This is a genomic window from Aeromonas enteropelogenes (assembly GCF_020097295.1).
Classification (GTDB): Bacteria; Pseudomonadota; Gammaproteobacteria; order Enterobacterales; family Aeromonadaceae; genus Aeromonas; species Aeromonas enteropelogenes.
Genome location: NZ_CP083625.1, coordinates 2,447,254 through 2,473,038, shown reverse-complemented (window position 1 = coordinate 2,473,038; position 25,785 = coordinate 2,447,254). Strand labels below are relative to the sequence as shown.

23 protein-coding genes are annotated in these 25,785 nt (G+C 59.2%); 12 read left to right on the top strand and 11 right to left on the bottom strand.

Features of this window, described 5'->3' with window-relative positions; all coding sequences use genetic code 11:
- Positions 1–8: 8 nt before the first annotated feature.
- The 4 genes from LA321_RS11655 to tapM are packed head-to-tail and all read right to left on the bottom strand — an operon-like array spanning position 9 to position 2,762.
- Positions 9–542: a pilus assembly protein PilP gene (locus LA321_RS11655; protein WP_042072277.1), complete on the bottom strand. Its 534-nt coding sequence runs from the start codon at positions 540–542 to the stop codon at positions 9–11.
- Positions 542–1,138 (bottom strand): PilO family type IV pilus biogenesis protein TapO, encoded by a 597-nt coding sequence (gene tapO, locus LA321_RS11650; RefSeq protein ID WP_026455954.1) that lies wholly within the window; start codon positions 1,136–1,138, stop codon positions 542–544. Before tapO ends, LA321_RS11655 begins: the two co-directional genes overlap by 1 nt.
- Entirely contained in the window at positions 1,135–1,710 is a 576-nt protein-coding gene (gene tapN, locus LA321_RS11645; protein ID WP_042072279.1) for a PilN family type IV pilus biogenesis protein TapN, read from the bottom strand. The genes tapO and tapN overlap by 4 nt, the downstream gene beginning before the upstream one ends.
- Entirely contained in the window at positions 1,698–2,762 is a 1,065-nt protein-coding gene (gene tapM / locus LA321_RS11640; protein ID WP_042072281.1) for a PilM family type IVa pilus assembly protein TapM, read from the bottom strand. The genes tapN and tapM overlap by 13 nt, the downstream gene beginning before the upstream one ends.
- Positions 2,763–3,065: 303 nt before the next feature.
- Between tapM and LA321_RS11635 the strand changes: the two genes are divergently transcribed.
- Positions 3,066–5,528: a penicillin-binding protein 1A gene (locus LA321_RS11635; RefSeq protein ID WP_042072282.1), complete on the top strand. Its 2,463-nt coding sequence runs from the start codon at positions 3,066–3,068 to the stop codon at positions 5,526–5,528.
- A gap of 47 nt (positions 5,529–5,575) precedes the next feature.
- On the opposite strand, the gene oxyR is transcribed toward LA321_RS11635, so the two are convergent.
- The 4 genes from oxyR to LA321_RS11615 all read right to left on the bottom strand — a co-directional run bounded on the left by oxyR (position 5,576) and on the right by LA321_RS11615 (position 10,023).
- Complete coding sequence (gene oxyR / locus LA321_RS11630) at positions 5,576–6,475, bottom strand: DNA-binding transcriptional regulator OxyR (protein WP_042072284.1); 900 nt, start codon at positions 6,473–6,475, stop codon at positions 5,576–5,578.
- A gap of 155 nt (positions 6,476–6,630) precedes the next feature.
- Positions 6,631–8,271: a methyl-accepting chemotaxis protein gene (locus LA321_RS11625; protein WP_026456064.1), complete on the bottom strand. Its 1,641-nt coding sequence runs from the start codon at positions 8,269–8,271 to the stop codon at positions 6,631–6,633.
- Between the two features lie 168 nt (positions 8,272–8,439).
- Positions 8,440–9,078: a DsbA family protein gene (locus LA321_RS11620; RefSeq protein WP_042072285.1), complete on the bottom strand. Its 639-nt coding sequence runs from the start codon at positions 9,076–9,078 to the stop codon at positions 8,440–8,442.
- An 84-nt stretch (positions 9,079–9,162) separates the two neighbouring features.
- On the bottom strand, positions 9,163–10,023 hold the full coding sequence (locus LA321_RS11615; RefSeq protein WP_042072420.1) for a Vmh family MBL fold metallo-hydrolase: 861 nt from the start codon (positions 10,021–10,023) through the stop codon (positions 9,163–9,165).
- Positions 10,024–10,146: 123 nt separating this feature from the next.
- Between LA321_RS11615 and LA321_RS11610 the strand changes: the two genes are divergently transcribed.
- Positions 10,147–11,046 (top strand): LysR family transcriptional regulator, encoded by a 900-nt coding sequence (locus LA321_RS11610; protein WP_042072286.1) that lies wholly within the window; start codon positions 10,147–10,149, stop codon positions 11,044–11,046.
- 46 nt (positions 11,047–11,092) lie between these two features.
- Here LA321_RS11610 and LA321_RS11605 read toward each other — a convergent pair whose 3' ends face one another.
- Positions 11,093–11,869 carry a BPSS1780 family membrane protein gene (locus tag LA321_RS11605; protein WP_042025682.1) on the bottom strand — a complete coding sequence of 259 codons (777 nt, stop codon included), beginning with the start codon at positions 11,867–11,869 and terminating at the stop codon, positions 11,093–11,095.
- Between the two features lie 229 nt (positions 11,870–12,098).
- Here LA321_RS11605 and LA321_RS11600 point away from each other — a divergent pair, with 229 nt between their 5' ends.
- Complete coding sequence (locus LA321_RS11600) at positions 12,099–12,920, top strand: M23 family metallopeptidase (RefSeq protein ID WP_042072288.1); 822 nt, start codon at positions 12,099–12,101, stop codon at positions 12,918–12,920.
- Positions 12,921–12,983: 63 nt separating this feature from the next.
- Here the strand turns inward: LA321_RS11600 and LA321_RS11595 are convergent, their stop codons facing one another.
- Positions 12,984–14,321: an MATE family efflux transporter gene (locus tag LA321_RS11595; protein WP_042072289.1), complete on the bottom strand. Its 1,338-nt coding sequence runs from the start codon at positions 14,319–14,321 to the stop codon at positions 12,984–12,986.
- A gap of 155 nt (positions 14,322–14,476) precedes the next feature.
- On the opposite strand from LA321_RS11595, the gene mscM reads away from it, so the two are divergent.
- The 7 genes from mscM (at position 14,477) to frdD (ending at position 24,299) form a co-directional block, all read left to right on the top strand.
- Complete coding sequence (gene mscM / locus LA321_RS11590) at positions 14,477–17,749, top strand: miniconductance mechanosensitive channel MscM (RefSeq protein ID WP_042072291.1); 3,273 nt, start codon at positions 14,477–14,479, stop codon at positions 17,747–17,749.
- Positions 17,750–17,776: 27 nt separating this feature from the next.
- Positions 17,777–18,484 (top strand): glycerophosphodiester phosphodiesterase, encoded by a 708-nt coding sequence (locus LA321_RS11585; RefSeq protein ID WP_042072292.1) that lies wholly within the window; start codon positions 17,777–17,779, stop codon positions 18,482–18,484.
- A 132-nt stretch (positions 18,485–18,616) separates the two neighbouring features.
- The gene (locus LA321_RS11580; protein WP_042072293.1) at positions 18,617–20,494 is read left to right on the top strand and encodes a methyl-accepting chemotaxis protein; all 1,878 of its coding nucleotides are present in this window, start codon (positions 18,617–18,619) and stop codon (positions 20,492–20,494) included.
- 511 nt (positions 20,495–21,005) lie between these two features.
- Positions 21,006–22,790: a fumarate reductase (quinol) flavoprotein subunit gene (frdA, locus tag LA321_RS11575; protein WP_026457016.1), complete on the top strand. Its 1,785-nt coding sequence runs from the start codon at positions 21,006–21,008 to the stop codon at positions 22,788–22,790.
- A complete protein-coding gene (locus LA321_RS11570; protein WP_026457017.1) occupies positions 22,783–23,517 on the top strand; it encodes a succinate dehydrogenase/fumarate reductase iron-sulfur subunit in 735 nt (244 codons plus the stop codon). Before frdA ends, LA321_RS11570 begins: the two co-directional genes overlap by 8 nt.
- Positions 23,518–23,533: 16 nt before the next feature.
- Positions 23,534–23,932: a fumarate reductase gene (locus LA321_RS11565; RefSeq protein ID WP_042072295.1), complete on the top strand. Its 399-nt coding sequence runs from the start codon at positions 23,534–23,536 to the stop codon at positions 23,930–23,932.
- 10 nt (positions 23,933–23,942) lie between these two features.
- A complete protein-coding gene (frdD, locus tag LA321_RS11560; protein ID WP_026457019.1) occupies positions 23,943–24,299 on the top strand; it encodes a fumarate reductase subunit FrdD in 357 nt (118 codons plus the stop codon).
- A gap of 45 nt (positions 24,300–24,344) precedes the next feature.
- Here the strand turns inward: frdD and LA321_RS11555 are convergent, their stop codons facing one another.
- Positions 24,345–24,527, bottom strand: a complete 183-nt coding sequence (locus LA321_RS11555; protein WP_156141117.1) for a hypothetical protein — start codon at positions 24,525–24,527, stop codon at positions 24,345–24,347.
- 40 nt (positions 24,528–24,567) lie between these two features.
- On the opposite strand from LA321_RS11555, the gene LA321_RS11550 reads away from it, so the two are divergent.
- Together LA321_RS11550 and LA321_RS11545 are read left to right on the top strand one after the other, a co-directional pair.
- Positions 24,568–25,299: a nucleoside recognition domain-containing protein gene (locus LA321_RS11550; RefSeq protein ID WP_042072296.1), complete on the top strand. Its 732-nt coding sequence runs from the start codon at positions 24,568–24,570 to the stop codon at positions 25,297–25,299.
- Positions 25,296–25,763, top strand: a complete 468-nt coding sequence (locus LA321_RS11545; protein WP_026457021.1) for a YjiG family protein — start codon at positions 25,296–25,298, stop codon at positions 25,761–25,763. The genes LA321_RS11550 and LA321_RS11545 overlap by 4 nt, the downstream gene beginning before the upstream one ends.
- The last annotated feature ends 22 nt before the right edge of the window (positions 25,764–25,785 follow it).

Sequence of the window (25,785 nt, the reverse complement as noted above, 5' to 3'; positions counted from 1 at the left end):
GTCCCTGATTATTGTTTTTCTTGCATATTGGCCATGGCCAACTGGGTTTCTCTTGTTACCCAGCACCCCTTCCCATCCGGAATGGTTTCCAGCAAATCCACCGCTGTATCGGAGATCTTGATAATGCGCCCCTGATCCAGACCCATATATTGGTTGAGGCCTACCCGTACCGATTGACCATCCGGCGTACGGATTAGAGCCCACAATTGCCCTGTTTTGCCCAAAGAACCCTGCATCGACAAACTGGCAAGGGAGTAATTTTCCAGCATCTCCTTTTCACGATCCTTCACCACCAGCGCACAATCCGGTTGCAGTTTGGCACTGTTGTCCCCCCCGCCAGCCGCCTCCGGCTGCGGTGCCATGAAGGGGCTGCGCAGCTCCCGCTGCTGGTATGCCATGGGAGAAAAGGGTTTGAGTTCTGGCAGAGGCTCGATAGGGACGGGAGGGCGTGCCTTGGTCTGAGCCACATAAGCATCCATGTCCTCCTGGCCACCACAGGCAGCCAGCAGCAAGGCAGGCAACAACCAGCAGATGCGTCTCATTACTTCGCCTCCCCTGTCTTGCCGTTGTACTTGTAGGTCTTGGCCAGCATCGACATCGAGATCAGATCCCCTGCATCCTTGTTTTGCCCCAGGGTAAAGGAGTCGAGAATGACGATACGGGGCAAGGCCGCCATGTCCGCGGTGAACTTGCCGATCTCGTGGTAACTGCCCACCACCTCGATACGCATGGGAAGCTCGGTCGAGAACTCATGCTTGACCTCGGGTTCCCAGTTGATCCGGTTGAGTTTCAAACCGTTGTCGGTGGCGATAAAGCTGATATCGTCCAGCAAGCCCGCCACTTCATGGGTATTGGGCAGTTGCTTGAGCTGGGTATCGACCATCTGCTCGAGCGTCACCATTTGTTCCTTGTAGGCACCCAGATTTGCCGCCAGCATCGCCTTGCTTTCAAACTGGGCTTTCAGCTCGGTCTCCTTGTCGGTCTCCTGAGTCAGCAGGGTCAGCGAATTGGCGATCACATAGTAATAGAGGGCGCCTCCCGTCAACGCACAACAAAAGAAGATGAAGATTCCTTTGGCCCATTTGGGCCAGCTGGCGATGTCATTGATATCCAGCTCGTTCAATTGCTGAAGATTCATTTGCCCTCCTTGGCCACATCGTCAGTCGCGGAGGCCTTGGCCACCAGAAACATCATGGAGAATTGACTCAGGGATACGGGAGCGACATCCGCCGCAAAAATAGTGCTGATCTTCGACTGGCTCAGCCAGCCCGAGCCATCGATCCGGCGCATCATGCTGGCAACCCGGCCATAGGCCTCTGTCTTGCCATTCACATCGATGATGTTGTTCTGCATGGAGAGCGTGTTGAGGTAAACCCCGTTGGGCACCAGGGAGGGCAACTGATTAAAAAGGCGGACGGGCAGGTTGCGGCGCATCTGCAGCTGTTCGATCAACTGCATCCGGTCGATCAACTCCTTGCGACGCTCCTTGAGCAGGCGGATCTCGCCCAACTGGGCATCCAGGATAGCCATCTCCTGCACCAGTCGCTGATTGCGCTGCTGTTGGGCGCTGACCTGACGATTGACCAACCAGTCGGCGCCAAATCCCAATGCCACCGTCACCAGCACAAATGCCCCCAGCAGGGCGCCAAACTCTTTCTTCTGCCGCTGGGCCCTGGCTTCACGCCATGGCAGCAGGTTTATATTTGACATGGCGTGAAACTCCTCAGAGCCAACCCGAATGCCGTCATATATTTAGCGCCGTGGGTCGCTTCGGCTTCCCCTTTGGGTTTGCCAAACATGGCAAACAGATCCGGGTGCAACACCTCGCAATTGGCCTCTTCCTGCACCTGTAGTGACAGACCCGGCAGCAGGCTGCCCCCACCGGTCAGCACCAGCTTCGAAATCTCGCGATAACCGGAAGAGCTGCAAAACAGCTGGATATTGCGACGAACCTGTTGCAGCAGCGCATTGATATGAGGCATCAGTACATCGAGTTCGTGGTCGACCGGCAGGGTCCCCTTGATCTTGGCCTGCTCCGCCTCATCCAGCGCCATCCCATAAAAAGAGGAGAGCGCCTGACTGTATTGATCCCCACCGAAGTTCTGCAGACGGGAGTAGATCACCTCCCCCTTGACCAAAGCGGCAAAGGTCATGGCGCTGGCACCGATATCGATCACCCCGACCGGCCGATCGCTCTCCTTCAACTCAGGCAAGCAGGCCAACACGGCACGCCCCAACGCATGGGCTCCCACATCGACGACTTTGACGACAATACCGGCCTCGGCAAGGGCGCTGACCCGGCCATTGACACTCTCGGTGCGGGCTGCGCTGAGCAGCACATCCTGGCGATCTTCATTGTTGCTGGTAGTGCCCAGCACCTCGAAATCGAGGCTCACTTCATCGAGGGGAAAGGGGATGATCTGTTCGGCCTCCAGCTGAACCTGATTTTCCAGCTCTTTATCACTCAGGCTGGCATCAATCTGGATCACCTTGGTGATGACGTTGGAGCCCGTCACCGCCGTGGCGGCATAGTCGCTATGGCCCGAGAGCTGGCGTTTGAGGTTTTTGAGGGATTGGCTGACCCGCTCGATATCCTGCAGCTGGTAATCGACCAGCGTCCCTTTCGGGGTAACGATATCGGCCACCGCATCTATGTGCAGTTTGCCGGGACGTCCGCTGATGGTGACGGCCTTGATGGTCTGATTGCCAAAATCAACGCCCACCAAGGGGAGGAGGGAGCCTTTGCTAAATAGCCCAAACATATACACATCCATGCGTTATGGGGTTCTGTTCCCGAATTGAGTGTAGGACACTCGTCACAAGAGGACGGGTTGATTAATCCTAAATGCTCTAAGTATCAATGTCATAAAGTTTATACCGAAAAGTGACCCACCTCGCTTTCTGGCCAGGGGGATCCCATTCTTGGTTATTGTTCCCCGTAATGCTAACCTCTCGCCTCCCTTTTTAGGTGGGTCGCTCGCCACAGGAAAACCTCGAATTCCAGATGGCAAAAGGGCTATACTCTGCGCCCGTTGGCTAATTTTAAGACGATTGGTAGTTCTTCCATGCTGAAATGGCTCGTTCGCCTGTTTATTGTCATGATGCTGGGTGCGGTGCTGGGTGTTGCCAGCCTCATCGGCATCTATTTCTATATCAAACCCCAATTACCCGATGTCACCGCCCTGCGTGACGTCAAGCTGGCGACCCCGATGCGGGTCTACAGCCGCGATGGTGAATTGATCTCCCAATATGGCGAAATTCGTCGTATTCCATTGCGCCTTGACGAAATCCCCCAGCAGATGATCGATGCCGTGCTGGCAACCGAAGATGCCCGTTTCTATGAGCACCCGGGGATTGACCCGATTGGCATAATCCGTGCTGCTTCTGTCTGGGCCATTTCGGGCCAGGCTCGCCAGGGCGCCAGTACCATTACCCAGCAGGTAGCCCGCAACTTTTTCCTGAGCAACGAGAAGACGCTCGTTCGCAAGATCAAGGAAGTGTTCCTGGCCTGGCGGATCGAGCAGAACCTCACCAAGGACGAGATCCTCGAGCTCTACCTCAACAAGATCCCCCTCGGTTACCGCTCCTTCGGAGTCGGGGCTGCGGCTCAGGTCTACTTTGGCAAAGAGGTCAAGGATCTGGGGCTGGACGAGATCGCCATCATTGCCGGTTTGCCCAAGGCGCCCTCCATGCTGAACCCCATCCGCTCCCCCGAACGCGCCTTTGCTCGCCGCAACGTGGTGCTGGGCCGGATGCTGGAGACTGGCAAGATCACTCGTGCCCAGTTTGATGAAGCATCCCAGATGCCGATCAAGGCTCGTTATCACGGCGCCGAGGTGACCCTGAACGCTCCCTATCTCGGTGAAATGGTTCGCCAGAAGATGGTGGAACAGTTTGGCGAAGATGCCTACACCATGGGTCTGCATGTCTACACCACGGTCAGCGCGGAGCGTCAGCGGGCAGCCAAACAGGCATTGATCGACGGCGTCTTTGACTACGACATGCGCCACGGCTATCGTGGCCCGGCTGCACAGTTGTGGAAAGCGGGTGAACCGGCCTGGGATTATGAGCAGATAGTGGCACACCTTGCCAAGCAGCCTACCTACGAGCCTCTGATGGCCGCCGTGGTGACCAAACTGGGGGATCGCAGTGCCACTCTGGTATTGAAAAATGGCAAGGAGGCAGAGCTTGGCTGGAATGGCATCAAGTGGGCTCGCTCCTTTATCACCGACGATCGCCAGAGCTATCTACCGAAATCGGCTCGCGATGTCCTGAAAGTGGGTGCCCAGATCTGGGTTCGCGAGCAGGGCGAAGAGCTGCTGCTGGCGCAGATCCCGGACGTCAACGGGGCACTGGTCGCCATGAACCCGAAAAATGGCGCCCTTGAGGCCGTGGTCGGTGGCTTCAGCTTCGAGCTGTCCAAGTTCAACCGGGTCGATCAGGCACGCCGCCAGATCGGTTCCAACATCAAGCCGTTCCTGTACGCCACAGCGCTGGAGCACGGCTATACCCTGGCCTCCCTGATCAACGATGCCCCGATCAACCAGTGGGATCCGTCCAAGGGCCCCATGTGGCAACCAAAAAACTCGCCCGCCATCTATGAAGGCCCCACCCCCCTTCGCATAGGGCTGGCCAAGTCCAAGAACGTCATGTCGGTACGCCTGATGCGCGCCATCGGTCTGGATACCTACATCGATGGGCTGACCCGATTCGGCTTCCCGCGTGACTTCATCTCCCCGCATGAGTCGCTGGCACTGGGTGCTGCCGAATTTACTCCGCTCGAGGTGGTGCGCGGTTACTCTGTGCTGGCCAACGGCGGCTTCCTGGTCACCCCCTACTTTATCGACAAGGTGACCGACAGCCAGGAACACATCCTCTATCAGGCCAACCCCGTGATTGCCTGTGCCGATTGCGAACAACAAGCAGCTCTGCTGCCCGAGTCGCAGCCAACACAACAGCCCGGCTCTGACGCTCATCCGGCGCCCCTCGCCCCCATGCTGGCGCCCCACACAATCAGTGCCGAGAGCGCGTTCCTTATCACCGACACCCTGACGAGCGCCATCTGGGGTGGCAATGGCTGGCGTGGTACCGGCTGGCGTGCAGCCCGTGACCTCAAGCGTCACGATATTTCCGGCAAGACGGGGACCACCAACGAATCCAGGGATGCCTGGTTCTCCGGCTATACCCCTGAACTGGTGGCCACCTCCTGGATCGGTTTTGACAACCATCAGCGCAGCCTTGGCCGTGGCGAGTTCGGGGGCGGTACTGCCCAACCCATGTGGATCGACTTCATGAAAGTCGCCCTCAAGGGAGTACCCGAGCACAAGATGCCTGTGCCAGAGGGGATTATGACGGTCAGGATCGACAGCGAAACCGGCCTGCTGGCCGCTGGTGGCGGTACGAATGAGTACTTCAAGGAGGGGACAGAACCGACCCGTTATGCCTCTCCCAGCTCGGACGGCAACCAGGTCTATGGTGGTGACAACACAAACAGCGAAGGCCCCGTCTCGACCGACGATATCTTCTGATCCCCGCATAGCAAAAACAGAACCGGCAGCCTTGGCTGCCGGTTTTTTTATTTGGTCAACTGCCCAGCCATCAATTTGATGATGCGGGCGGCCAGCTCGTTGAAACAAGGCCGGCGCACCGAGTAGTGACGATAGAGCATGGCGATGGTTCGCCCGGGCACAGGCTCTATCACCGGGCGGTAGCTTACCCCACCTTCATCATGATTGGGCGGTACCGCCAGTTGAGGGATCAGGGTCATGCCACTGCCCGCCGCCACCATGTTGCGCAAGGTCTCGAGACTGGTACCCTTGAAGCGCTGATCCTCGCCTATGCCACCGGCAAAACAGAAGCCCATCGCCTGATCCCGCAGGCAGTGGCCATCTTCCAGCATCAACAACTTCTTGCCCTTGAGATTGCCGAGCGGTACCTGTCTGGCCTGGGCCTCCGGGTGGTGGCTTGGGACGGCCAACCACATCGGCTCATGGTAGAGCTGGATGGCGCCAAACCCGTCCATCCCCTCCATTTCGGCCAGGATGACGCAATCCAGCTCCCCCTCTTCCAGCCGTTTCAGCAGTACGTGGGTCTGCTCTTCATAGAGATAGAACTCAAGCTGGGGAAAGCTTTCACGCAAGGTCTGGATGATGCGGGGCAGCAGATAAGGTCCCACCGTGGGAATGAAACCGATATGGATCTCTCCCGACATGGGGTCGGAGAAGTGCTGACCTATGCTCTTGAGTTCACGCACCTCCTTGAGTACCCGCCTGGCCTGATGCGCCATGGCATCACCGGCCGGAGTGAACAACACCTTGCGCGAGGTACGTTCGATGAGGATCACCCCCAGCTCATCCTCCAGCTTGCGCAGCTGACCACTGAGGGTCGGCTGGCTGACAAAGCAGCGCTCCGCCGCCTTGCGAAAGTGTTTCTCCTCATCCAGTGCCACCAGATATTCGAGATCGCGAAGATTCATACAACAAGAGTCCTGACTGGCAAAAGAGCCATCAGCATGCACAAGATTGGCTTCTGGAACAAGCATGGCCCCCAGGTCATCAAGGGAAAGTACTCGATCTCCAGATAACAAAAGCCCGGCCACCTCGCGGTAACCGGGCTTGCCTTCAAGTGTCCTCAAACACGGAAGCGGCGAACCATATCCTGCAACTGGGTGGCCAGATGGTTGAGCTCGTTGCATGCCTGCGCCATCTGGGTGGCGCCAGCCGCAACCTCCTCCGAAGCGTGGCTGATATTGACCACGTTGCGATTGAGCTCCTCGCTCACCGCCCCCTGCTCCTCGGTTGCCGTGGCGATCTGGATATTCATGTGGGAGATACTGCTGACCGAGCCACTGATCTGGGAGATGGACTCACCGGCCTCACGGGCCGTCGCGACCGTCGCATTCATCAGCTCCTGGCTCTGCATCATGGTCGTGCCCGCCTGCTCGGCGCGCTGTTGCAGCTCGGCGATGATGGTGTTGATCTGGGAGGTGGAATCCTGGGTACGCTTGGCCAGGGTACGCACTTCATCGGCTACTACCGCAAACCCGCGCCCCTGTTCACCGGCTCGGGCGGCTTCGATGGCCGCGTTCAGTGCCAGCAGGTTGGTCTGCTCGGCAATGCCGCGGATAACCTCCAGCACCATGCCGATATTGCGGCTGTCATCCCCCAGTTGGCGGATAACCACGGCCGTGCTTTCGATGGCGCCGGCCACCCGCTCGATGCGCTGGATGGAATCATTCACCGTTCTTGCGCCAAGCTCGGCCGTTTCACTGGCCGAGGTGGCGGCACTCGCCGCATCGCTGGTGTTGCGAGAAACCTCCTGTACCGTCGCTTGCATCTCGTTCATCGCAGTCGCCAGCTGGTTCAGTTCATGCTGCTGGGCATTCATGTTGTTGGCGGACTGGCTGGCTACCGAACTTATCTCCTCGGCGGCGGAGCTCAGCTGCACAACAGAGCCCGACACTTCGCTGACCAGGGTTCGCAAATTGCCCTGCATCTCGCCAAACCCTTTGGCCAGAGTGCCCAGTTCATCGTTGTTGAATTTATGCATGTCGAGGTGCGAGGTGAGATCCCCCGCCGACACCTTGCGGGTTTGCTCAAGCAGTGCCATCACTGGATTTCGGACCTGCCCCGTCAGCAACCAGGCTATCGCCACCACAAACCCGAGGGTCACCAGGCTGACGATGATGCTCATGGTCTTGGCACTGCTGTAGAGTGCAGCCACATTCTGGGTCATCTTGTTGGCTATTTCGGTATTGATCTCCCGTAACTGAAATGCCTTGGCGCCGACTTCCTCCAATGCGACCCGGGTCTCGTTACGACGCAAACTCTTGACCTTCTGCAGATCATCGGCGGCAAAAGCCTTCATTAACTCGTCATGCACCGCAAAATACTTGGCTCCGGCCGCCTTCGCCTGCTCATAGACCTGTTTTTCTTCGCTGGTACTGAACGTGAGGGCGCCATATGCCTGAATAGCCTTCTCGAACTCCTGTTTCGCCTGATCAAAGGTACGGGCCCGCTCGTTCACTTCCTCATCATCCTTGTTGAGACTGGCGATCACCTGGGCCAGTTCAGAGCGACGGGCATCCAGAATGGAAACATGCATCTGGGCGGCCAGACGAGTCGATGGCAACAGGTTGCTGGTGATGGTTTCGGTATCATCATAAAGCCGCGCCAGCTGACTGCTGGAAAACCAGGCCAACCCAAGGACAAGCAACGCCAGAATGGCGAATCCGGCACTCAATTTCTGGCCAATAGACATGTTTTTGAACATATGAGGGCTTCCTTGATATGAGTCTTCACTCCCGAAATATCTCCCGGAAATGGTCATATAGAGCATAGCCCGCATGCAGAAAACAGAAGTCCCTCATAGCGCTTCTGCCATCATGTTATTTCACATGAAAAAAACTCTCTTCCGCGTCTCTGAATCGAGCCTGCGGGATCAGCGCATCAGGGCCATCAACTGGCGGCGCAGACTCTCCGGATCCCCGTAAAAATCGGCGACTCGAATGCCGAGGATCCGGCCATTCTGCTCCACTCCGAGAGTGGGGTACCCTTGGCCACCCAGCCGCTCCATCCAGCCCTGGCTATCCGCCAGATGAGCGGCCAGATCCACCTCCTGATAGACATTGATAAACGCCTCTTGCGATATGCCCTGCTCCGCCGCCAAGGCGGCCAGTGTGGCGAGAGCACCAACCCAGATGCCGTCCCGATAGTGGGATTGCTGGATCCGGTGCAACATGGCAAGTCCATCTCCCCCCAGAGCTGTCACCGCCAGGATGGCGCGAATGGGAGGCTCGGAGTCCAGCATATATCCTTCCCGCAGCAACAAGTCGTTGAAGTAGCGCTCGCCAAAGGACTGACCGGTCAAGGCCGCAATCCGCTCATCGTGGGGGCGAACATAGTCACGCAGCGCCATCCCCATCGGCTGGCGACGGGCCCCCAGCCAGAGGCCGCCGGCATGCAGCTCGATGGCAATCCCCGGGATGCCTGCGGCGGCGGCCAGCAAGGGGGCGGCCCCATAGCACCAGCCACAGAGGGAGTCATAGACATAATGCAGAGTGAGAGTGTGTGCATTCATGGTGTAATTTTCCTTGAATATCGTCCGGATCAAAAAACCGGGCCCCAGGGCCCGGTAAAAAACACAGGGAAACGGCTCGGTGTATTACCACTTCATCTCGCCGGTATTGACCTTGGCGCCGATGGCCAGGCCGTCATCGACCGGCAAGGCGGGGTAGGCTTTCTGCAGACGCTCGACCAGCTCGCCTGAGTGCTTGACCTGCGCCAACTCTTGCTCGAAACGCTGCACATAGTCGCGGGTAAAGGTCACTGCATCGCTACCCTTGGGCTCGGCGCCCAGGAAGTGGCCCGGCACCACGCGCTCGGGCTTGAGCGCCAGCAAGCCATTCAGGGCCTCGACCCAGCCGGTGCGAGCCGCCTTGGTCTGACTATCCGCCATCCAGACGTGAACTCCACCGTATACCGCCACGCCGCCCAGCGCCGTCTTGATGGAGGGCACCCACAGGTAGGCATTCGGGGTATTCATCTCCCGCACCTCGATCTGCTGTCCTTCGAGGGTCAGATGGTTAGCGGTCATCACCTCGGGCACGGTCAGGCTTTTCGGGGCCCCCTTACCCAGGATCGGGCCCCAGTAGGCCAGCTTGTCATCCTTGGTCTTGTTGATGTGATCCACCACATGCTGATCGGCGAGCACCTTGACGTCGGGGAAGGCAGCCTTGATGGGCTCCAGGCCGAAGTAGAAATCCGGGTCGCCGCCACTGATGTAGACGGTGGTCAGCTTCTTGCCGCTCTGTTTGATCAGATCCACCAGTGCCTGGCCATTCTCTACGTCAAACTGGGCATCGATCAGGATCGCCTCCTTGTCGCCCGCCACCAGGGAGGAGGAGACGGGGAAGATCCCCTGCTCGCCCGGGTTGTAAACGGTCACGCTCAAAGGGCCGGCCAGGGCAGCGCCGCTCAACAGAGTGGTGGCCAGGGTCAGGTTGCGGATCAGGGTGCTGTTCATCATGTTTTCCTCATTCATCATTCGGGTCATTGGATGGACACAGTCTATTGGAACGATTAAGTTGCAAATACAGCATGTAACGCGCATCACTGTTGCGTATATCGAGCATATTGAGGGGCATACATGGATCGACTGACCGCATTGCGGGTCTTCGTCACCGTCGTGGAGCAGGGCAGCCTGAGCGGGGCTGGTGAAAAGCTGGAGATGTCGCGGGCTATGGTCTCCCGCTATCTGGCAGAACTGGAACACTGGATGGGGGCACGCCTGCTGCACCGCACCACCCGGCGTCTGAGCCTGACCGGCCCGGGGGAAGAGACCTTGGGCCGCGCCCGCCTCATGCTGACATTGGGCGAGGAGATGGAGCAGGTCGCCATACGGGGGGATGACGCCCCCAAGGGACAGCTGCGGATCACCAGCAGTTACTCCCTCTCAGAGGCGCTGCTGGTAGGGGCAGCCAACGACTACCTTGCCCGCTATCCGGGCACTGCCGTCGACATTCTGCTGCTCGACAGAACCGTCAACCTGGTGGAGGAGCGGATCGATCTGGCGGTGCGCATCACCAACGATCTGGATCCCAATCTGGTGGCTCGCCGTCTCGGCACCTGCCACTCTGTGGTGTGCGCCAGCCCGGACTACCTGGCTCGCCACCCGACTCCGCACAAGGCCCAGGATCTGGCGTTGCACAACTGCCTGACCTACACCTATTTCGGCAAGAGCCTGTGGGAGTTCAGCGGGCCGGATGGCCCGGAGTCGGTGCCGGTCAGCGGCAATCTCAGCGCCAATATCTCCAACTTGCTGCTGGAAGCGACCCTGAAAGGCGCCGGGATCAGCCTGCAACCCCGTTACTCGGCGCAGCCCTATCTGGAACGGGGCGAGCTGATTGCCCTGCTGCCCCAGTGGCAGCCCAAGCGGCTCGGCGTCTACGGTGTCTATGCAACCCGCAAGCAGATGTCGCCGCTGCTGCGCAGTTTCCTCGACTTTCTGGTGGCGCGCATGGCGGACGATCCTCTCTGGCAGGAGTAACCACCACAATGAAAAAGGGGCCTTGAGGCCCCTTCTTCATCTTGCATCAGGCTTCAAAGCCGAACGGTGTGACGGGCGGCTGCGCCTCTTCGCTCTCATCGAGGAAGATATCCCGATATGCTACATAAATGGAGTAGTTGAGCGCCGGGATCACCACCAGCAGACCGACCAGCATCAAGGCGGCACCGAACAGCAAAAGGATGGCGCACAGGGCCCCCCACCAGAAGAAGGGCCACATATTGCGCCAGCAGCCAGCAAAGCTCAGACGCACGGCCTGCACAATGCCCACATCGTGGAAATAGATGAGGGCCGGGGCAAAGGTCACGGCCATCAGCGCCGGAATGAGCAGCGCCGTGCCCACCAGCAGCACCAGCAACAGCTGTTGCAGCTGGCCGGGCGATACCACCATGGTCTCTGGATCCTGGCTCAGCACGGAAAGCAATCCCCAGCTGGAGAGCAGTCCGAGACACACCAGTCCGATCAGGCTGAACAGCCCCAGCACCAGGAGGCCACCCAGCATCAACGGGGTCAGCTTGTGGCGAAATCCGGCAAACAGATCGGCAAAGTTGAGGGCCTCACCCCGATAGCCCCGAGCGGCCACCACGGCCCACCCCGCCCCCCACACCATATAAAGCAGTTGGGAGATGAGGCTGCCCGCCGGCAGCTGATCCAGCACCATGCCGACCGAAAACCAGACCAGCACCATGGCCACACTGACGCCCATCCCCTTGTTGAAGATATCGAACCCGCTGCGGACCCAGACCCAGCCACGGCCGATTGGGTGGCGTGCCGGGTTTGTGCGCAAAGTGGGTAATCCGTTCATGTCATCTCCTCTGTGTATCGTGGGCATCAGTACTGGATGCCGATTCTAGAGGCAGGGCGGATGCGACTCAATGGCAACGCCCTGCCCTCATCACACAAACCTGACGCAGCCGCGCCACAAAACCGGTGCGGGAAGGCTCACATGCTGGCCGTCCCGGCGGGAACGAGGCACAATCAGCCCCTTGCAGCAGTTCCGTTTCTCCCCTGTTTTGATCGCGAGTGGTATCGTCATGAGAGTTGTTTGTTGTCTGTTGTTGCTGGCCAGCCAGTCGGCACTGGCCGAAGGCTTTATCAGCCGTCTACTCAATCATCCGGTGCCGGGCGGTGTCGCCGTGGTGCCGCTGGGCAGTGAAGCGCAGGCGCCGACAGCCCGCTATCAGGGCAAGCCGGTGCTGGTGGTGCGTGAAGAGGGCAAGCGCTGGATCGCCATCGTCGGCATCTCCCTCAAGAGCAAGACAGGTGCCCACCAGTTGCAGGTAAATGATGGTCGAATCCTCAACTTCACCGTCACTCCCAGGCACTACCGCGAGCAGCACATCAAGCTCAAGAACGGTCGCCAGGTCAATCCGCTGGCCGAGGACATGGTACGCATCAACCGCGAGCTGGCGGAGCAGACCCGTGCCTACCAGACTTTCAGCCCCAACCAGCCCAGCAACCTGTTGTTCGACAAACCGGTCAATGGCCCCCTCTCCAGCCCGTTCGGCCTGCGCCGCTTCTTCAACGGTGAGGAGCGCAATCCCCACTCCGGCCTCGACTTTGCCGTGGGTGCCGGCACCCCCATCAAGTCACCGGCGGCGGGCAAGGTGATCCTCATCGGCGACTACTTCTTCAACGGCAACACCGTCTTCGTCGATCACGGCCAGGGGCTCATCAGCATGTTCTGCCATATGTCCAGGGTCGACGTGAAGCTGGGCCAGAGCCTGCCCCGCGGCAGCATCGTCGGCCGGGTGGGCGCCACCGGCCGCGCCACCGGCCCTCATATGCACTGGAACGTCAGCCTCAACGATACCCGGGTCGATCCCGCCATCTTTATCGGGGCTTTCAAACCTTAAGCCCCACGACGACAAAGGCAGCCAATGGCTGCCTTTTTGTTGTCTACCATCCGATCACTACGACTAGCTCGCCACCCCGTGAGCACTGGCCTCCCCGCGCATGGCACGCCACATCAGCAGCACTAGCAAGGTGCTGCAGCCGGGCAGTGCCAGCCATACCCCGGGCACGCCCCACAAGGAGGAGAATCCCCACAAGAAGAGACCGATCAGCACCAGCTTGCCACCGGTCAGCAGGGAGGCAATACGGGCCCGGTTGATGGCCTGGAAATAGGTGGCCCCCACCAGCAACAATCCCTCCATCGGCAGGCCCCAGAAGTAAAGCCAGATCCCGAGGCTCGCTACCGGAAGCAGCGCCGCGTTGTCGCCGGCGAACAGGTAGACAGCTGCCTCCGGCCACAGGTAGAGCGGCACCATGCCACACAGGGCGATGCCCAAGGTCACCCCAAGCGCCAGATTGCGTATACGCAACACCCGCTGCCAGTGGCCGGCCCCGGCGTTGAAGCTGGCGATGGGCTGGATGCCCATGGCAATCCCCTCGAATATCAGATAGAAGAAGGCCTCGGTGTAGCTGATCACCCCGTAGGCAGCCACATGGAGGGAGGTGCCGACCGAGAGCAACGCCTTGTTGTGCAGCGCCAACACCACAGACAGATAGAGGTACATCAGAAAGCTGGAGACACCAAGCCTCAGGGTGTCAGCCATCAGTGCCGGGTCGGGGCGCAGGCTGTCCAGACCGATGCGCAGCTGGCTGCGAGGGGTGAAGAAGTGCCACAGGCAGCACAGACCAGTAACCGCCTGGGCCAGCATGGTGGCCGTGGCAACCCCGGCCAGGCCAAACGGAAACACCACCATCAACAGATAGTCGAGCAGCACATTGATCAGGCCGCCAAGCACCATGATGAGGCTGACGAAGCCGGGCCGCCCGTCATTTCGCAGCAGCGAGCTAAACGTCATCGAGAGTACCGCAAAACCGCCCAGCCAGGCATAAGCCTGCAGATAGGCGAGGCCTGCGGTAAAGATCTCCCCCTCGGCCCCCATCCAGGCCAGCATGGAGCCGCCATAGCGCAGCCCGATAACGCTGAGCAGGAGCGACAAAAGCACCACCAGCACCAGCGCGTTGCCCACGATACGGCGCGCTCTGGCCGGGTCGCTCCGCCCCAGATGGAAGGAGACCAGCGAGGAGGCCCCCATGCCAATCAGGGCCCCCACCGCATAGAGCACAGCGCAGATGGGATAGGCCAGCATCAGACCGGCCAGGCCATCCTGCCCGAGCACATGGCCAACGAAGATACCGTCTATGGTGACATAGATGCCGGTGACCAGCATGGTGGCCACGGTCGGGGTAACGTAACGCCAGAAGAGGCGAGAGAGGGGGGCTGTGCCCAGATCAACAGCTGACATAATCGGCTCAAAGAGGAGAAAGCGGCGGCATCATAGCGGAACGTCCGAATGAGTTCCTGTTATTTATGTGATGAATCATTAAGGGTAACCACCTTTACCCACCGCCCTTCACTGCTTTAGGCTAGGACCATCCTTCATGACCAGAAACGAGCCTCATGTTGCAACGCCTGCTCACCCTCTTTTTGTTCTGTCTTGTCCCCTTGTCATCCGCCTGGGCCGAGGACGCCGTCACCCAGGCCGAAGCCCTGCTGCAAAGCGTGCCCAAAAGCGATACCCCCGAAAACCAGAAGCTGCGCGAGAGCTATCAGCAGGCACTGCAGTTTGCCCGAGAGGCCGAACGCTACCGGGAGCAGAGCAAGGCCTACCAGCAGATCCTCATCGACTATCCCCAGGAGTCGAGCCGCCTCAAGGAGAGCCTGCACAACTATCAACCCGCCGCCCGGCCTCCCCTCTCCCGCCTCAAGGAGGAGACCCTGCGCCAGGCCATTGGCCTGAGCAACAACCGCCAGCTCAACCTGCGCAAGGAGCGCCAGGGGGTGATGGACAGCCTCAACCAGCTTGAGAGCACGGGCCAGGAGTATCACCTGCGGGTGGACGATCTGCGCAAGCAGCTGCAGCTGACTCGCAGTCAGCTGGATCGCCTGAGTCTGGGGAGCGAGTCGGATCGACTGCTGGAGGCCCAGCAGCTGGTGACCCGCATGAAGGAGCAAAGCCTCTCTGACCGGATCCAGATGCTGGAGCTGGAGCAGCTCTCGGCTCAACAACGCAACGATCTTGGCAAGCTGAAGCTGCAGGAGCTCAACCTGGCCATCGCCGACGAGGATGAGTGGCAGACCAGCCTGCTGAACCAGCAAAACCAGCTGCGCCGTGAGAAAACGGAACAGGCGCTGGCGGAGAGCGAGCGGCTGCGCAAACAGCTCACCTCCGACATGCCGCTGCTGCTAGAGCAACAAAAGCAGAACCAGGCCCTCTCCCTGCAACTCAGCGGTCTCGAAGACGAGATAGAGCGGGTTCAGGACGAGCAGCGCACCATCGACAAGAACCTGTTTACCCTCAACGAGCTGGTCAACTCGGTGCGCGAACAGCTGGAGTGGCTGCAGATCAGCAATGCCTACGGCGAGAACCTGCGCAGCAAGCTGGCGGATCTGCCCGCCTACTTCCCGCTGGACAAGCTGGAGTCGGCCATCGTCAACGCCCGCAGGGCCAAATATCAGTACGAGACCGAGCAGGATGACCTTGCCGATCCCCGTCAATTGCGCGAACAACTGCTGGCTGGCGAAGAGGTGACTCTGGATCGCTCGCAACTGGCGGTGCTCGACAACCTGCTCAAGGCCCGTCGCCAGCTGCTGACCCGTCTTAACGATGCCTCCGATACCCTGATCCAGGAACAGACCCGGCTCAAGCTGCTCTACAGCCGCCAGAACAGCAAGATCGACGAGATCCGCGAGCTCAGCGCCAGCCACCTGTTCTGGCTACCGGACGTACGCCCCTTCACCCCCCAGGTCATCCTCGGCATCCCCGCCGCCCTGGCGCTGGCCTTCAACCCGAACAACTGGTTGCAACTGCCCCGCGCCATCGCCGAGAACAATCCCCTGACCCTCACGATGGCCGGCATCGGCCTGCTGGTGCTGGCCTGGAGCTGGTTCAAGCTGGCCGGTCACCTGGTCCGCTTCTGCGAACACGTGGCGCCGCGCATCGGCAAGGTCACCCAGGACAAGTTCAGCCTCACCAGTCGCCTGCTGCTGCGTACCCTGATCGCCTCGCTGCCGTTCCCGGCCATGGTGTTGATGGTGCGCGGCCTGCTCGAGGGGGTCTGGCAATATCCCTTCGCGGTAGCGGTGGGCCGGGGGCTTGGCGAGATCTGGTTCCTGCTGCTGGCCCTGATGATGGCGCGCCACCTCACTCTGGAGAAAGGGATCCTGATCCACCACTTCCGCTGGTCCAAAGAGCGGGTACAGCGAGTCTGGGGGCAATTTCGTACCCTGCTGCTGGTGCTGATCCCGAGCTTCTTCGTGCAGGGGATGGCGAATAGCTACCAGGAGCACGCCTTCTACGACTCCCTCGGCAGGTTGGCCTTCATCATCGGCGCCCTCTGGCTGCTGCTGTTCTTCGCCCGCCTCAACCGGGAGCGGCTGCCGCTGACCTGGGGCCAGAGCGACATGAGTAAGCCCCATCTGCTGCACCATTTCATCTGGAACAGCCTGATGCTGGCCCCCCTGCTGGCGGTGATCGGCTCCCTGTTCGGCTACTTCTACACCTCCCGCACCCTGCTCAGGCAGCTGGAGCTGAGTCTGCTGATGGGGCTCGGCGCCCTGCTCGTCTACTACCTGGCCAGACGCTGGATGCTGATCCAGCGCCGCCGCCTCGCCTTCGAACGGGCCAAGAGCAAGCGGGCCGAGATCCTCGCCCAGCGGGACGATCCCAACAGCGATCTCAGTTCGGAGATCCCCGATGTGGTGGAAGAGGCGGAGCTGGACCTCGACACCATCAGCGCCCAGTCCCTCGGGCTGGTCCGCACCCTGCTGATGCTGGGCTTCACCATGTTGCTGCTGGTGCAATGGTCGGATCTCAACTCCGCCTTCAGCTTCCTGAGCAACATCGAGGTATGGCAGGTGAGCAACAAGATAGGCGGCATCGAGCAGCTCTCCGCCATCACCCTGCAGGATCTGATGATGACGGCCTTCATCTTCATTCTGACGGTGGTGACGGCCCGTAACTTGCCCGGTCTGATGGAGCTGACCCTGCTCCAGCACCTGAGCCTCTCGCCGGGTACCGGCTTTGCGCTCACCACCGTCAGCAAGTACCTGGTTATCCTGATAGGCGCCCTCACCGGCTTCTCCATGCTCGGCATCGACTGGTCCAAGACCCAGTGGCTGGTGGCGGCCCTCTCGGTGGGCCTGGGTTTCGGTTTGCAGGAGATCTTCGCCAACTTCGTCTCCGGCCTCATCATACTGTTCGAAAAACCGATCCGCCTCGGCGATACCGTCACCATCCGGGATCTGACCGGTACCGTCACCAAGATCAAGACCCGGGCCACCACCATAGTGGATTGGGACAGGAAGGAGATCATCGTCCCCAACAAGGCATTCATCACCGAGCAGTTCATCAACTGGTCGCTGTCGGATGCCATCACCCGGGTCAAGCTGCGCATCCGCATCGGCCTGACCCGGGATCCCAAGCTGGTACAGCGCATTCTGGAAGAGTCGATACAGGCATCGACCCTGGTGCTGGAGAGCCCGACCCCGGAGGTGTTCCTGGTCGAGTTCACCGATTCGGCGCTGATCTACGAGATCCGTCTCTACGTCAACAACATGGATCACCGGATGCCCATCACCCACGAGGTCCATTCGCTGGTGCTGGATAAACTGCAGCAGCAGGGGCTCACCCTGCCCCACCAGCAGATAGACATTCACCTGACCCGGGGCTGACCCGACCCGGCACGCAAAGGAGCAAGCATGCAGATCATTGCCCATCGGGGAGCCAGCGGACTGGCGCCCGAGAACACTCTCAAGGCGATCGCCCTGGCGCTGGCACAGGGAGCTGAGGCCATCGAGATCGACGTGCAGGCCGCCGACGGCGAATTGTGGGTCTTCCATGACCGGCGGCTGGAACGCTGTACCAATGGCGAGGGAGTACTGAGTGAGCAATCCTGCGCCTATCTGCAGAGTCTGGATGCAGGCGACGGCGAGCCCATCCCGACCCTGTGGCAGGTGATGAGCCTGATCAGAGGCCGCTGCGAGCTGCATATCGAGCTCAAGGGGGCCAATACCGCCAAGCCAGTCGCGGCATTGACCAGAAAGGCAGAGGCCGAGCTTGGTTTTACCACTGCCCAGTGGATTGTCTCTTCCTTTCATCACCCCGAGCTGGCCAGGTTTGCCGGCCTGCAGCCCGAGATCCGCCTCGGCGCCCTCACTGCCAACCTGCCCCTCAACCTGGCCCTGTTCGCCGAACGCCTGGGGGCCTGGTCCATCAACTGCGATGTGGATTTTGTCGACGAGATGCTGATTGAGGATGCCCACCAACGGGGGCTCAAGGTGCTGGTCTATACCGTGGATCATCTCGCCGATCAGCAGCGGCTGGCGCAGTGGGGCGTCGACGGTATTTTCACCAATCGTCCGGATCGCTTCATCCCATCCGGCCACCCTGACCCTGTAGATGGCTAAGACGCCCGATCAGCACTAACTTTAGAAAGCTGATCGGGATACAAAAAGTTCAAACTCGGCCGATAAGAGTTGGCTCACAACAATAACAACGCAATACACCTACTTCAGACTGACGCTCACAAGGATGTAATTATGAACTTGTCGATCAAAAACAAACTCGTCCTCGCCATCGGGGTCATCATTCTGGTGATCACCGGTCTGCAGGTCTGGTACAACACCTCGCAACTGCGCAGCGAGACTCAACGACTGATCTGGAACTTCATCGACGAAAGTTCTGCTGCCAACGTCAAGGGGATCTCCCGCTGGCTCGACGCCAGGGTGAACATGGTCAGCTCCACCAAGGAAGCCTTTGCCAAGGAAGACGAGCCCATCAGCCATCTCGCCCAATCCATGAACGCAGGCGGCTTCGATCTGGTTTATGTGGGCACCACAGATGGCCGGATGATCCAGAGTAAACCGACCGACTTGCCAGCCGGTTACGATCCCCGCAAGCGCCCCTGGTATCAGGACGCCACGACTGCGGGCAAGATGACCATCACCTCTCCCTATGCCGACATCACCACGGGCCAGCTCATCATCACCATCGCCGAGCCATTCCAGCGCGGCAACACCCAGGGGGTGATCGCCGGTGACGTCTCCATCAGCGGTCTGGTCTCCGACATTCTGGCGGTCAACACCGAGGGCACCTACGCCGTGCTGATCGACAGCAATGGCACCATCATCGCCCACCCTGACACCTCGCTGACCCTGAAACCGGCCACCGAGCTCTCCCCCGAGCTGACGGCTGCCGGCGTCAACCGGATTGCCAATGACGGCACCATCTCCGAGATGGATATCAGCGGCAAGCTGAGCGTGTTCGACCTGAACCTTATCCCCAACACCAACTGGTACTACGGCATAGTGGTGGATGATGCGGTGGCCTATCAGTCAGTCAGACGCATGGTCACCTCGGCCCTGTTGCAAGGCTTGATCACCATCATCATAGTGGCCGGCTTCTCCTACGTGGCCATCCACGGCTCCCTGGCACCGCTGAAAACCCTGGGTGAGGCCATTGCCGATCTCTCCCGTGGCAATGGCGATCTGACTCGCCGCATCAAGATCGAGCGGGACGACGAAGTGGGAACTGTAGCCAAACACGTCAACACCTTCATCGATCGGATCCACACCATGGTGCAGGATATCTCCAACTCCTCCACCCAGCTCAACCAGCAGGCCAGGTCCTCCCACAACATGGCCGAGAAATCGAGTCAGGGGCTGGCGCGCCAGCAGAACGAGATCTCCCAGATTGCCACCGCCGTGCACGAAATGTCCGCCACCGCAGTGGAAGTGGCCAGTAATGCCGAACAGACCGCCGAGGCGGCGCGCTCCTCCTCCAGCAGCTGCGAGCACGGCAAGCAGGTCATCGCCCGCAACCAGCGCTCCATCACGGATCTGGCAACCCAGGTCGAACAAGCCTCCAACATCATTCAGGAACTGGAGAAGAACGCCCAGGAGATCAACACCATCCTCTCCACTATTCAGGGCATCGCCGAGCAGACCAACCTGCTGGCTCTGAACGCCGCCATCGAGGCTGCCCGTGCCGGTGAGCAGGGTCGTGGTTTCGCTGTGGTAGCCGACGAGGTGCGGGTGCTGTCACAACGCACCCACAGCTCCACCGTCGAGATCCGCAACATGATCGAAACCCTGCAACGCAACACCCAAGGCGCGGTCAGCACCATGCACGAGGGCCAGCTGCTGGCGCAAAACAGCGTGGATGATGCCAACAACGCCACCCAGGCGCTCGAGCAGATCACCCTCTCGATCAACCAGATCTCCGACATGGCAACCCAGATCTCCAGCGCTGCCGAAGAGCAGCGGGCCGTGACCGACGAGGTCAGTCGCAACATTCAGGCGGTGAAAGATGTCTCTGACGAACTGGCGGTGGACGCCGACAGCTCGCGCCATCTCTCGGAACAACTGAAAAATATTTCGGGTGAACTGAACAATCAGGTGGGAATGTTCCGCATCTGAACGCGCTAAAAAGGGGGCCACACCGGCCCCCTTTCATTTCATAATAGCCCTTATTTTTCAGTGATTAATCCAATACCGACCAGATTTACCTCTCCCCCTTCCCTTCCCGATTCCCGGGACGGCACCACACCTGGTCACCTCGCCACACACCCACAACATAAATTAGATTTACTAATCCGAAATCATGACTGGTAATAATTCTCAATAAACATTTTTAATAAAAAACTTAAAAACTTTTTTGCGGATACCCAAAAAGAGAGGTAATTCTCATTTTGTTGAAAGAAAACTACGTACAATCCGGTAGTTAAAGTTTTCGCGGCTGTGTGTTCGATTGCTCAGTAACACTGAAAACCGGCGATAATTGCAACATTTTCATCCAGGGAACAGGGTGTTTGATAGAAAAATCACTAGTAAAAATGGAATAAAACCAAGCTGTTTGACTTGTATCAAACTTGAATTTTTTTCATAGAGCAAAATCGTGCCCAGCAAATCTATCCCTAAGGAGGCAGATGTGGATATTATCAAGACCGATGTTGCCATCATCGGCGCCGGTGGTGGTGGCCTGCGTGCCGCAATCGCCATTGCTGAAGCCCACCCGGAACTGGAGATCGCGCTGATCTCCAAGGTTTATCCGATGCGCAGCCATACCGTTGCTGCCGAAGGTGGTGCCGCCGGCGTCGTCCGTGATGATGACTCCCTGGAAAACCACTTCAACGATACCGTTTCTGGCGGTGACTGGCTGTGTGAACAGGACGTGGTGGAATACTTCGTCGAAAACGCCACCAACGAAATGATCCAGCTGGAACACTGGGGCTGCCCCTGGAGCCGCAAGCCGGATGGCAAGGCCAACGTCCGTCGTTTCGGCGGGATGAAGATCCCGCGCACCTGGTTTGCCGCTGACAAATCCGGTTTCCACATTCTGCACACCCTGTTCCAGACCTCCATCAAGTACCCGAGCATCAAGCGTTTCGACGAGCATTTCTGCCTTGATCTGATCGTGGAAGATGGCCGCGTCCAGGGCGTACTGACCTTCGATATCCAGAACGGCATCACCCGTTTCATCCAGGCCAAGTCCGTGGTACTGGCTACCGGCGGTGCCGGTCGTGTCTATCGCTACAACACCAACGGCGGCATCGTCACCGGTGACGGCATGGCACTGGCCTATCGTCACGGCGTACCGCTGCGCGACATGGAGTTCGTCCAGTATCACCCGACCGGTCTGCCTGGCACCGGCATCCTGATGACCGAAGGTTGTCGTGGTGAAGGCGGCATCCTGCTGAACAAGGATGGCTACCGCTACCTGCAAGACTACGGCTTGGGCCCGGAAACTCCGGTTGGCCAGCCGAAGAACAAGCACATGGAGCTGGGTCCCCGTGACCGTCTCTCCCAGGCATTCTGGCAAGAGCAGCAAAAAGGCCGCGTGATCCAGGGCCCGATGGGCGACGTGGTTCACCTCGACCTGCGCCACCTCGGCGAGAAGTACCTGAAAGAGCGTCTGCCCTTCATCTGCGAACTGGCCAAGGCCTACGTGGGTGTGGATCCGGTCAAGGAGCCAATCCCGGTACGTCCGACTGCCCACTACACCATGGGTGGTATCGAAACTGACGGCAAGTGCGCCACCCGTCTGGCCGGCCTCTACGCCGCCGGTGAGTGTGCCTCCGTCGGTCTGCACGGTGCCAACCGTCTGGGTTCCAACTCCCTGTCCGAGATCGTGGTATTCGGTAAAGTGGCCGGTGAACAGGCTGCCGAATTTGCCGCCACCCAGCAGCACGGTAACACCCAGGCGCTGGTCGCCAAGGCCGAGGCGCTCATCAAGCAGCACCTCTCCCTGCTCGATATCGACGGCACCGAAAACCCGGCCGATATTCGCAACGAACTGGGCATGTCCATGGAAGCCGGTGTCGGTATCTACCGTACCGAAGAGCTGATGCAGGGCACCATCGACAAGATCAACGAGCTGAAAGCCCGTTACAAGAAGATCAAGATCAACGACAAGTCCTCTGTCTTCAACACCGACCTGCTGTACGCCATCGAACTGGGCTACATGCTGGACGTGGCCGAAGCCATGGCTCACTCCGCCATCAACCGTAAAGAGTCCCGTGGTTCCCACCAGCGTCTGGACGGTTATGAGGAGCGTGATGACGTGAACTTCCTCAAGCACACTCTCTCCTTCTATAACGATGAAGGGGCCCCGACCATCGATTACTCCGATGTGAAGATCACTAAATCCCAACCGGCGAAACGCGTGTACGGTTCCGAGGGTGAGAAACAAGACGAGGCTAAGAAGAATGGCTGAGATGATCGAAATTGAAATCCTGCGCTACCGTCCCGAGCAGGATAACGAGCCCTGGATGCAGACCTTCCAGGTGCCTTACCTCAAAGAGATGTCCCTGCTGGATGCCCTGCAGTACATCAAGGATCACCTGGACTCGACCCTGAGCTTCCGCTGGTCCTGCCGGATGGCGATCTGCGGCTCCTGCGGCATGATGGTCAACGGCGTGCCCAAGCTGGGTTGCAAGACCTTCCTGCGCGACTACCTGCCGGGCAAGATGACTATCGAGCCGCTCAACAACTTCCCGATCGAGCGCGATCTGGTGGTCGACATGTCCGACTTTATCGAGAAGCTGGAGAGCATCAAGCCCTACATCATCCCGAGCGAGCCGCGCAGCCTGTGCGATGGCGAGTACACCCAGACTCCGGCTGACATGGCGAAGTATCACCAGTTCTCCATGTGCATCAACTGCGGTCTGTGCTACGCAGCCTGCCCGCAATATGGCATCAACAAGAAGTTCACCGGTCCGGCGGCACTGGCTCTGGCCTATCGCTACAACGCCGACAACCGCGACAGCGCGTCCAAGGAGCGGATGAAGATCCTGAGCCAGGACGAAGGTGTCTGGGGTTGTACCTTCGTGGGCTACTGCTCCGAAGTGTGCCCGAAAGGCGTGGATCCGGCCGCTGCCATCCAGCTTGGCAAGGTCGAGAGCGCCAAGGACTACATGATCGCCATGTTCAAGCCAGATTGAGATCAGGAATGAGACCATGAACAACACCCAAAGCAAACGTAAGCCTTACGTCCGCGAAATGAAGAAAGACTGGTGGCTGAAGAATGCCTTCTACACCGGTTACATGATCCGCGAGGGTACCAGTATCTTCGTCTCCATCTATGCCGTCGTGCTGATGTGGGGTCTGATGCGTCTGGTACAGGGTCAGGAAGCGTTCAACGGCTGGCTGGAATCCCTGCAAAGCCCGATCGCCATCCTGTTCCATGTGATTGCCCTGGCGGCCTGCCTGTTCCACGCCAAGACCTGGTTTGCCCTGGCGCCGAAAGCCATGCGCATCTTCCGGGGTGAAGAGCTGGTGCCGGAGAAACCGATCGTTCTGGCCCAGTATGTGGCGCTGGCGGTGGTATCCCTGCTTGTCCTGATCATCGTGGCTTGAGGAGAAAACAATGAGACGTTCTGACGAACCAATTTACTGGGGTCTGTTTGGTGCAGGCGGCATGGTCGTCGCCATGCTGCTGCCGGTCATTGTCCTCATTACCGGTCTGCTGGTGCCCATGGGCATCATGGACGTGGAGACCATGAGCTACGATCGCGTGCACGCCTTCGCCAGCTCCTGGTGGGGTGCCTGCATCCTGCTGGTGATCATCGCCCTGCCCATCTGGCACGGCATGCACCGTATCTATCACGGTCTGCACGATCTGGGGATCCACACCACCAAGCTGCACCACTATGTGTTCTATGGCTTCGCCTTCCTGGTGTCCGCCATCACCATCGGTCTGCTGATGGTACTGGTATTCCAGTAATCACCACCGACTTGCATGACCAAACCGGGCCTCGCGCCCGGTTTTTTATTTTCCGCCATCCGGCGCCCCTGTCATACCGCCCACATAACGCAGCCATTCAAAAATCCCTGCAAAAACCGGATTTTTATCCATCAAAGCAACGATCACCATCACATAAAACCACAACAAACACCAAAGACAGTGCGCCAGTTTGACCGCCATCAATTTACTGATAATTGCATCATTCATACTGCGAGCGATTAAATATTTATTCAGATGGAGCTAAATCATGACTGACAAATCACGCTCGGTAACGATAGGCAGTTACCTGGCACTGGCGTTCGCCATCGTCTTCTTTTCGGGACTGTTGCAGTCCAACCAGTGGTACGGAGTGTTCGACTTCACCACGCTGAACGGTTCGTTCGGCACCATGGTACAGAGCGTCAGCGAGAACGGCGACGGCCTCAAGACCGCCATGACCGACATGCGCGGCAAGGGGGGCAATGGCGCCCGCGACGGCTTCCTGTTTGCCCTGACCCTGATCCCCACCGTGATGTTCGCCCTCGGCATGATCAATGTGCTGGAACACTACGGCGCCCTGGATGCCGCCCGCAAGCTGCTGACCCCGCTGCTGCGCCCGTTGATGGGGATCCCGGGCAACACGGGTCTGGCGCTGATCGCTTCCCTGCAGAGTACCGATGCCGGCGCCGCCATGACCCGCCAGCTCAAGGATGAAGGGCTCATCAGCAAGCGCGAGACCGATGTCTTCACCATGTTCCAGTTCTCTGCCGGTGCCACCATAGTCAACTTCTTCTCCTCCGGCGCCGTGCTCTTCACCCTGACCCTGGCCGATGGCAGCCCGGCGGTCAGCTCCTCCATCGGTCTCGCCGTGGTGGTGATGTTTGCCTTCAAATTTGTCGGCGCTAACCTGTTTCGGGTCTACCTCAACCTGACCGAAGGCAAAAACAGCGACAACACCCAGCACGCCACGACCCCCAGCCCCCAGGAGCAAGCCAAATGAGCCAGGCCAACGTCAAGAAACCCATCGTCACCGATATCTTCGTCGAAGGGGCCAAAAAGGGATGGGTCATCGCCACCACCTCTACCGTCCCCAACGTGCTGATGGCCTTCGTCATCATCAAGGCGCTGCAGATCACCGGCGCCCTGGACGCCATGGGAGCCATCTTCTCCCCCATCATGGCGGTGTTCGGTCTGCCCGGTGAGGCTGCTGCCGTGCTGATCGGCGCCTGGATGTCCATGGGCGGCGCGGTCGGCGTTGTTATCACTCTGTTCGATCAGGGGATCCTCAACGGTACCCACATCGCCATCCTGGCCCCCGCCATCTACCTGATGGGCTCCCAGGTGCAGTACATGGGTCGCATCCTCGGCTGCATCGGCACCGAAGGGCGCTACATCCCCATCATGGTCGCCATCTCAGTGCTCAACGCCTTCGGCGCCATGTTGGTGATGAACATCCTTCTCTGACCCTTTTCGTACAACCACACAA

Coding starts and splice junctions, on each gene's coding strand:
- LA321_RS11655 (WP_042072277.1), bottom strand. CDS start 542: ATGAGACGCATCTGCTGGTTGTTGCCTGCCTTGCTGCTGGCTGCCTGT.
- tapO (WP_026455954.1), bottom strand. CDS start 1,138: ATGAATCTTCAGCAATTGAACGAGCTGGATATCAATGACATCGCCAGC.
- tapN (WP_042072279.1), bottom strand. CDS start 1,710: ATGTCAAATATAAACCTGCTGCCATGGCGTGAAGCCAGGGCCCAGCGG.
- tapM (WP_042072281.1), bottom strand. CDS start 2,762: ATGTTTGGGCTATTTAGCAAAGGCTCCCTCCTCCCCTTGGTGGGCGTT.
- LA321_RS11635 (WP_042072282.1), top strand. CDS start 3,066: ATGCTGAAATGGCTCGTTCGCCTGTTTATTGTCATGATGCTGGGTGCG.
- oxyR (WP_042072284.1), bottom strand. CDS start 6,475: ATGAATCTTCGCGATCTCGAATATCTGGTGGCACTGGATGAGGAGAAA.
- LA321_RS11625 (WP_026456064.1), bottom strand. CDS start 8,271: ATGTTCAAAAACATGTCTATTGGCCAGAAATTGAGTGCCGGATTCGCC.
- LA321_RS11620 (WP_042072285.1), bottom strand. CDS start 9,078: ATGAATGCACACACTCTCACTCTGCATTATGTCTATGACTCCCTCTGT.
- LA321_RS11615 (WP_042072420.1), bottom strand. CDS start 10,023: ATGAACAGCACCCTGATCCGCAACCTGACCCTGGCCACCACTCTGTTG.
- LA321_RS11610 (WP_042072286.1), top strand. CDS start 10,147: ATGGATCGACTGACCGCATTGCGGGTCTTCGTCACCGTCGTGGAGCAG.
- LA321_RS11605 (WP_042025682.1), bottom strand. CDS start 11,869: ATGAACGGATTACCCACTTTGCGCACAAACCCGGCACGCCACCCAATC.
- LA321_RS11600 (WP_042072288.1), top strand. CDS start 12,099: ATGAGAGTTGTTTGTTGTCTGTTGTTGCTGGCCAGCCAGTCGGCACTG.
- LA321_RS11595 (WP_042072289.1), bottom strand. CDS start 14,321: ATGTCAGCTGTTGATCTGGGCACAGCCCCCCTCTCTCGCCTCTTCTGG.
- mscM (WP_042072291.1), top strand. CDS start 14,477: ATGTTGCAACGCCTGCTCACCCTCTTTTTGTTCTGTCTTGTCCCCTTG.
- LA321_RS11585 (WP_042072292.1), top strand. CDS start 17,777: ATGCAGATCATTGCCCATCGGGGAGCCAGCGGACTGGCGCCCGAGAAC.
- LA321_RS11580 (WP_042072293.1), top strand. CDS start 18,617: ATGAACTTGTCGATCAAAAACAAACTCGTCCTCGCCATCGGGGTCATC.
- LA321_RS11570 (WP_026457017.1), top strand. CDS start 22,783: ATGGCTGAGATGATCGAAATTGAAATCCTGCGCTACCGTCCCGAGCAG.
- LA321_RS11565 (WP_042072295.1), top strand. CDS start 23,534: ATGAACAACACCCAAAGCAAACGTAAGCCTTACGTCCGCGAAATGAAG.
- frdD (WP_026457019.1), top strand. CDS start 23,943: ATGAGACGTTCTGACGAACCAATTTACTGGGGTCTGTTTGGTGCAGGC.
- LA321_RS11555 (WP_156141117.1), bottom strand. CDS start 24,527: ATGAATGATGCAATTATCAGTAAATTGATGGCGGTCAAACTGGCGCAC.
- LA321_RS11550 (WP_042072296.1), top strand. CDS start 24,568: ATGACTGACAAATCACGCTCGGTAACGATAGGCAGTTACCTGGCACTG.
- LA321_RS11545 (WP_026457021.1), top strand. CDS start 25,296: ATGAGCCAGGCCAACGTCAAGAAACCCATCGTCACCGATATCTTCGTC.